Origin of the sequence: Variovorax sp. KBW07 (assembly GCF_003852515.1) — a bacterium.
In the GTDB taxonomy this organism is placed as follows: domain Bacteria; phylum Pseudomonadota; class Gammaproteobacteria; order Burkholderiales; family Burkholderiaceae_C; genus Variovorax.
The window spans coordinates 94,662-101,115 of record NZ_QAJK01000001.1; the positions used below are offsets into that span (position 1 = coordinate 94,662).

At 64.8% G+C, this 6,454-nt stretch carries 7 protein-coding genes; 5 read left to right on the forward strand and 2 right to left on the reverse strand.

The window, feature by feature from the left end; all coding sequences use genetic code 11:
• Position 1: 1 nt before the first annotated feature.
• Together DBV14_RS00390 and coaBC are read right to left on the reverse strand one after the other, a co-directional pair.
• Complete coding sequence (locus tag DBV14_RS00390) at positions 2 to 466, reverse strand: hypothetical protein (protein WP_124457217.1); 465 nt, start codon at positions 464 to 466, stop codon at positions 2 to 4.
• A complete protein-coding gene (gene coaBC / locus DBV14_RS00395; RefSeq protein WP_124457218.1) occupies positions 466 to 1,689 on the reverse strand; it encodes a bifunctional phosphopantothenoylcysteine decarboxylase/phosphopantothenate--cysteine ligase CoaBC in 1,224 nt (407 codons plus the stop codon). Before coaBC ends, DBV14_RS00390 begins: the two co-directional genes overlap by 1 nt.
• A gap of 123 nt (positions 1,690 to 1,812) precedes the next feature.
• On the opposite strand from coaBC, the gene DBV14_RS00400 reads away from it, so the two are divergent.
• The 5 genes from DBV14_RS00400 to ftsB are packed head-to-tail and all read left to right on the forward strand — an operon-like array spanning position 1,813 to position 6,263.
• Complete coding sequence (locus DBV14_RS00400; RefSeq protein ID WP_124457219.1) at positions 1,813 to 3,492, forward strand: CTP synthase; 1,680 nt, start codon at positions 1,813 to 1,815, stop codon at positions 3,490 to 3,492.
• Positions 3,489 to 4,346, forward strand: a complete 858-nt coding sequence (gene kdsA / locus DBV14_RS00405) for a 3-deoxy-8-phosphooctulonate synthase (protein ID WP_124457220.1) — start codon at positions 3,489 to 3,491, stop codon at positions 4,344 to 4,346. Before DBV14_RS00400 ends, kdsA begins: the two co-directional genes overlap by 4 nt.
• Positions 4,343 to 4,633: a DUF1330 domain-containing protein gene (locus DBV14_RS00410; protein WP_124457221.1), complete on the forward strand. Its 291-nt coding sequence runs from the start codon at positions 4,343 to 4,345 to the stop codon at positions 4,631 to 4,633. The genes kdsA and DBV14_RS00410 overlap by 4 nt, the downstream gene beginning before the upstream one ends.
• A gap of 52 nt (positions 4,634 to 4,685) precedes the next feature.
• Entirely contained in the window at positions 4,686 to 5,969 is a 1,284-nt protein-coding gene (eno, locus tag DBV14_RS00415; protein ID WP_124457222.1) for a phosphopyruvate hydratase, read from the forward strand.
• 15 nt (positions 5,970 to 5,984) lie between these two features.
• Entirely contained in the window at positions 5,985 to 6,263 is a 279-nt protein-coding gene (gene ftsB / locus DBV14_RS00420; RefSeq protein WP_124457223.1) for a cell division protein FtsB, read from the forward strand.
• Positions 6,264 to 6,454: the final 191 nt, after the last annotated feature.

Genomic DNA, 6,454 nt, shown 5'->3' on the forward strand with positions numbered 1-6,454 from the left:
TTTACTTGTTGCCTTGTTTCTGTTGCTGTTCTCTTTGCTTGCGGGCGGCGTCTTCAAGCACCTGCTGCCACTTGGCGACGCCAGGGGTCAGCTTCACGCCCTTCAATTTCTTGCCGAACCACAGTGCCACGCCCAGCAGCAGCGCCAGCACGCCAAAGGGCACGCCCGCCGCCCACAGCACCAGGAACACCACCGCGCCCCCAACGCCGAGCACCTTGAGCAGCAGCGGATCGAACGAAGCGTTTTCCTGCGATGCCTCGCTGCTGCCAGGCGAGGCATCGCGACGCTGCATCGCGGCCGACACGGGGCCGCCCGCACCTTGCTGGCCGGGCGCGGGCGCCATGCCGACGTCGAGCCCCGGCTCGCCCGGCTGCGCCGCGCGCTTGGGCAACGCGGCACGGGCCGCGAGCTGCTCCACGTAGCGGGCGAAGTCGCCGTTGGGCGGTGTGTTCGATTCGGTGTTCATCAGACGCTCCAGTCGGAAAGCCGTGCGGCAATTTCGGTCATGAGCTCGCGTGCCAGCGTGAGCTTGGGCGCGCGCGGCAGTTCGCGCACGCCCTTCGCATCGACCAGCAGCAGTGCGTTGTCGTCCTGCCCGAAAGTGAGCGGGCCGATGTTGCCGACCAGCAGCGGAATGCCCTTGCGCTCGCGCTTGGCCTTGGCGTGCTCGGCGAGGTTTTCGCTCTCGGCCGCGAAGCCGACGCAGAACAGTTTCTTTGCCTGGGCCCGCTCGGTCTTGGCCACCGTGAGAAGGATGTCGGCGTTCTCGACGAAGTGAAGCACCGGCGTCTTGCCGCTGCCGTCTTTCTTGATCTTCTGCTCGCTGTGCGTGGCCGGGCGCCAATCGGCCACAGCGGCTGTCGCTACAAAAATGCTAGCAAACTGCGCGGCACGGACGGTTGCTTCGAGCATGTCCTGCGCCGACAGCACGTCGATGCGGGTCACCCCGCGCGGCGTCGCCAGGTGCACGGGGCCGGCCACCAGCGTGACTTCGGCACCGGCCTCGCGGGCTGCGCGGGCAATGGCAAAACCCATCTTGCCGGACGAATGGTTGGTGATGCCGCGAATCGGGTCGAGCGACTCGAAGGTCGGGCCGGCCGTCACCAGCACCTTCTGCCCCGCCAGCAGCTTGGGCTGGAAGAAGGCCGTGATGTCTTCAAGCAGCTGCGCCGGCTCGAGCATGCGGCCGTCGCCGGTTTCGCCGCAGGCCTGCCAGCCGCTGCCCACGCCCAGCACGGTCGCGCCATCGGCCGACACCTGCATCAGGTTGCGCTGGGTGGCGGGGTGGGCCCACATTTCGCGATTCATGGCCGGGGCGATCAGCAGCGGCACGCGGTCGGTGGGACGGGCCAGGCACATCAGGCTCAGCAGGTCGTCGGAGCGGCCCTGCACCAGCCGCGCAATGAAGTCGGCGCTGCACGGCGCCAGCACGATCGCATCGGCCTCGCGGCTCAGGTTGATGTGCGGCATGTTGTTCGGCTCGCGGGTGTCCCACTGCGAGGTATAGACAGTACGGCCCGAAAGCGCCTGCATGGTCACCGGGGTGATGAACTGCTCGGCAGCCTCCGTCATGACCACCTGCACCGTGGCGCCCGCCTTCACGAACAGCCGGCACAGCTCCGCCGACTTGTAGCAGGCAATGCCGCCTGTGAGACCGAGGACGATGTGTTTGCCAGCGAGATCTTGCATGGCCCGTATTGTTGCTCACATGCCATTCGGTCCGTGGCAACAAGCCCTTGGCCGGAAGTGCCGCAAAGGGGACACCTATAATCGCAATTTCCCACTGCCCGGATTCACGCATCCGGAACTGGCATGACCAAATTTGTCTTCGTCACCGGTGGTGTCGTATCTTCCCTTGGCAAGGGAATCGCCTCCGCCTCGCTCGCCGCGATCCTCGAATCGCGCGGCCTCCAAGTCACCCTCATCAAGCTTGATCCGTACATCAATGTCGACCCCGGCACGATGTCGCCGTTCCAGCATGGCGAGGTGTTCGTCACCGATGACGGCGCCGAAACCGACCTCGACCTCGGCCACTACGAGCGCTTCATCAACACGCGGATGCGCAAGGCCAACAACTTCACGACCGGCCAGATCTACAAGACCGTGCTCGAGAAAGAGCGCCGCGGCGACTACCTCGGCAAGACGGTGCAAGTCATTCCGCACATCACCAACGAGATCCAGGAATACATCAAGCGCGGCGCCGGCATCGGCACGGCGCACGAGGTGGACGTGGCCATCGTCGAAATCGGCGGCACCGTGGGCGACATCGAATCGCTGCCCTTCCTGGAAGCCGTGCGCCAGATGAGCCTGCGCATGGGCCCGAACAACTCGGCCTTCGTGCACCTGAGCTATGTGCCCTGGATCGCCGCCGCCGGCGAGCTCAAGACCAAGCCCACACAGCACACCGCCAAGGAACTGCGCGCCATCGGCATCCAGGCCGACGCCCTGCTGTGCCGCGCCGACCGCCCGATTCCCGACGACGAGCGCGCCAAGATCTCGCTGTTCTCGAACGTGCCCGAATGGGGCGTCATCTCCATGTGGGACGTCGACACCATCTACAAGGTGCCCCGCATGCTGCACGAGCAGGGCCTGGACGGCCTGATCTGCGACAAGCTGCGCATCAACACCCCGCCCGCCAAGCTGCAGCGCTGGGACGACCTGGTGTACGAAGTCGAGCATCCGCAGCAGGAAGTGTCGATTGCCATGGTCGGCAAGTACGTCGACCTGTCGGACAGCTACAAGTCGCTGAACGAAGCCCTGCGGCACGCCGGCATGAAGAACCATGCGCGCGTGAAGATCGACTACATCGACTCCGAGACCATCACCACGCAAGACGTGTCGCGCCTCGCGAAATACGATGCCATCCTGGTGCCTGGCGGCTTCGGCCAGCGCGGTGTCGAAGGCAAGATTTCCGCCGCCCGCTTCGCCCGCGAAGGCAAGGTGCCCTACCTGGGCATCTGCCTGGGCATGCAGGTTGCCACCATCGAATACGCGCGCCACGTGGCCGGCCTGAAGAACGCCAACAGCACCGAGTTCGACCCCGAGACCCCCACCCCCGTGATCGCGCTGATCACCGAGTGGAAAGACCGCGACGGCACCGTCAAGACGCGCGACGAAAAGTCCGACCTCGGCGGCACCATGCGCCTGGGCGCGCAAAGCTCCGACGTCACGCCCGGCACGCTGGCCCACAGCATCTACGGCGACGTGGTCACCGAGCGCCACCGCCACCGCTATGAAGCCAACGTCAACTACCTCGACGAGCTGCGCACGGCCGGCCTGGTGATCTCCGCGCTCACGCAGCGCGAGCACCTGACCGAAATCGTCGAACTGCCGCAGGACGTGCACCCGTGGTTCATGGGCGTGCAGTTCCACCCCGAGTTCAAGTCGACGCCGTGGGGCGGCCATCCGCTGTTCAATGCCTTCATCAAGGCCGCGCTGGAGCACAAGGACAAGGGTGCGGGCAGCACCAAGACGCTCAAGGCCGTTGCATGAAGCTTTGCGGGTTCGACGTCGGACTGGACAAGCCTTTCTTTCTGATCGCCGGCCCGTGCGTGATCGAATCCGAGCAGTTGCAGATGGACACCGCCGGCACGCTGAAGGAAATCACTTCGGCGCTCGGCATTCCGTTCATCTTCAAGAGCAGCTTCGACAAGGCCAACCGCTCGTCGGGCACGAGCTTTCGTGGCCCGGGGCGCGACAAGGGCCTCGAAATCCTGGCCAAGGTCAAGCGCGAACTCGGCCTGCCCGTGCTGACCGACGTGCACACCCATGAAGACATCGCCGAGGCCGCCAAGGTGGTCGACGTGCTGCAGACGCCCGCCTTCCTGTGCCGCCAGACCGACTTCATTCACGCCGCGGCGCAGTCGGGCAAGCCGGTCAACATCAAGAAGGGCCAGTTCCTCGCGCCGCACGACATGAAGAACGTGATCGACAAGGCGCGCGCGGCTGCAAGAGAAGCCGGCCTGAACGAAGACAGCTTCATGGCCTGCGAACGCGGTGCCAGCTTCGGCTACAACAACCTCGTGTCGGACATGCGCTCGCTGGCCATCATGCGCGAGACGCAGGCGCCCGTGGTGTTCGACGCCACCCACTCGGTGCAGTTGCCGGGCGGCCAGGGCACGACCTCGGGCGGCCAGCGCGAAATGGTGCCGGTGCTGTCGCGCGCGGCCGTGGCGGTCGGCGTGGCCGGCCTCTTCATGGAAACGCACCCCGACCCCGCCAAAGCCTTGAGCGACGGCCCCAATGCCGTGCCGCTCAAGCACATGAAGGCCCTGCTCGAGACGCTGCTGGCGCTCGACCGGGTCACCAAGCAAAACGCATTTCTAGAGGACGCCTTCCAATCATGAGCAGTGGTTATGTCATCGCCCACGTCGAGGTCACCAACCCGACGCAGTACGAGGAATACAAGAAGTGGTCGAGCGTGGCCATGCAGGCCCACGGCGCCGAAGTCTGCGTGCGCGGCGGCCAGGTGCAGCCGCTCGAGGGCGACTGGAAGCCCACCCGCGTGGTCGTGCTCAAATTCGCCAGCTTCGAAAAGGCCAAGGCCTTCTACGAGACGCCCGAATACCTCAAGGCCCGCGAAGCGCGTGCCGGCGCCGCCATCATGAACATGATCGCGGTCGAAGGTCTTTGACCCCTTTTTTGCAAGCGAACTCCCCAAAGAGACCCAGAGAGAAAGACAAAAGATGAGTGCAATCGTTGACATCGTCGGCCGCGAAATTCTCGACAGCCGAGGCAATCCCACCGTCGAATGCGACGTCCTGCTCGAGTCGGGCACCATGGGCCGCGCGGCCGTGCCCTCGGGCGCGTCGACCGGTTCGCGCGAAGCCATCGAGCTGCGCGACGGCGACAAGAGCCGCTACCTCGGCAAGGGCGTGCTCAAGGCCGTGGAGAACATCAACACCGAGATCTCCGAAGCCGTGCTCGGCCTGGACGCCAGCGAACAGGCCTTCCTCGATCGCACCATGATCGACCTCGACGGCACCGACAACAAGGCCCGCCTGGGCGCCAACGCCACGCTGGCCGTGTCGATGGCCGTGGCCCGCGCCGCGGCCGAAGAATCGGGCCTGCCGCTGTACCGTTATTTCGGCGGCATGGGCGGCATGCAGCTGCCGGTGCCGATGATGAACGTCATCAACGGCGGCGCGCACGCCAACAACAGCCTCGACCTGCAAGAGTTCATGATCATCCCCGTGGGCGCCAAGAGCTTCCGCGAGGCCGTGCGCTATGGCGCCGAAGTGTTCCATGCGCTGAAGAAGATCCTGGGCGACCGTGGCATCAGCACGGCAGTGGGCGACGAAGGCGGCTTTGCCCCCAGCGTCGAGAGCCATGAAGCAGCCATCCAGCTCATCCTCGAAGCCATCGACAAGGCCGGCTACACGGCGGGCGAGCAGATTGCACTGGGCCTGGATTGCGCGGCCAGCGAGTTCTACAAGGACGGCAAGTACGTTCTGTCGGGCGAAAACCTGTCGCTGTCGGCCGAGAGCTGGACCGACATGCTGGCGACCTGGGTCGACAAGTACCCGATCATCAGCATCGAAGACGGCATGCACGAAGGCGACTGGGATGGCTGGAAGCACCTGACCGAACGCCTGGGCAAGCGCGTGCAGCTGGTGGGCGACGACCTGTTCGTGACCAACACGAAGATCCTGCAGGAAGGCATCGACAAGGGCATTGCCAACTCGATCCTGATCAAGATCAACCAGATCGGCACGCTGACCGAGACCTTCGCCGCCATCGAGATGGCCAAGCGTGCGGGCTACACGGCAGTCATTTCGCACCGCTCGGGCGAAACCGAAGACAGCACCATCGCCGACATCGCTGTGGGCACCAATGCAGGCCAGATCAAGACGGGCTCGCTGTCGCGTTCGGACCGCATCGCCAAGTACAACCAGCTGCTGCGCATCGAAGAAGACCTCGGCGACATCGCCAGCTACCCGGGCCGCGGCGCGTTCTACAACCTGAAGTAAGGCTCTGCCTGCGGCATGCGCGCACGCTTCGTTCCACCGATCATCCTGCTGCTCCTGCTGGCCGTCCTGCAGTGGCAGCTGTGGAACGGGCGCGGGAGCGTGCGTGACGTGCAACAACTTCAGACCAAGCTGGCGGACCAGAAGGACGCCAACGCCAAGGCGGCGCTGAGCAACGAACGGCTGACGTCGGAGGTCAACGACCTGAAGGACGGGCTCGAAATGGTCGAGGAGCGTGCGCGGGCGGAACTCGGCATGGTCAAGCCGAACGAAGTGTTCGTACAGATCGCACACTGAAATCGGATGCCCTTCCTTTCTTGCGCTTCTCGTGTGTTGCGGGAGCGGCGTTCGGAGTCTTGGGCTGCTGTTCTTCAGGGCGACGCTCACGCCGACGGTGCGCTCTGCTCCGCGAATGTCCCCCGCTTCGCTCCTCCTTTATTTCGCTGCGCAGAGCTCACCATCGCCGCGAGCGTGTTCAGAACACTGGT

Coding starts and splice junctions, on each gene's coding strand:
- eno (WP_124457222.1), top strand. CDS start 4,686: ATGAGTGCAATCGTTGACATCGTCGGCCGCGAAATTCTCGACAGCCGA.
- ftsB (WP_124457223.1), top strand. CDS start 5,985: ATGCGCGCACGCTTCGTTCCACCGATCATCCTGCTGCTCCTGCTGGCC.
- DBV14_RS00390 (WP_124457217.1), bottom strand. CDS start 466: ATGAACACCGAATCGAACACACCGCCCAACGGCGACTTCGCCCGCTAC.
- DBV14_RS00400 (WP_124457219.1), top strand. CDS start 1,813: ATGACCAAATTTGTCTTCGTCACCGGTGGTGTCGTATCTTCCCTTGGC.
- kdsA (WP_124457220.1), top strand. CDS start 3,489: ATGAAGCTTTGCGGGTTCGACGTCGGACTGGACAAGCCTTTCTTTCTG.
- coaBC (WP_124457218.1), bottom strand. CDS start 1,689: ATGCAAGATCTCGCTGGCAAACACATCGTCCTCGGTCTCACAGGCGGC.
- DBV14_RS00410 (WP_124457221.1), top strand. CDS start 4,343: ATGAGCAGTGGTTATGTCATCGCCCACGTCGAGGTCACCAACCCGACG.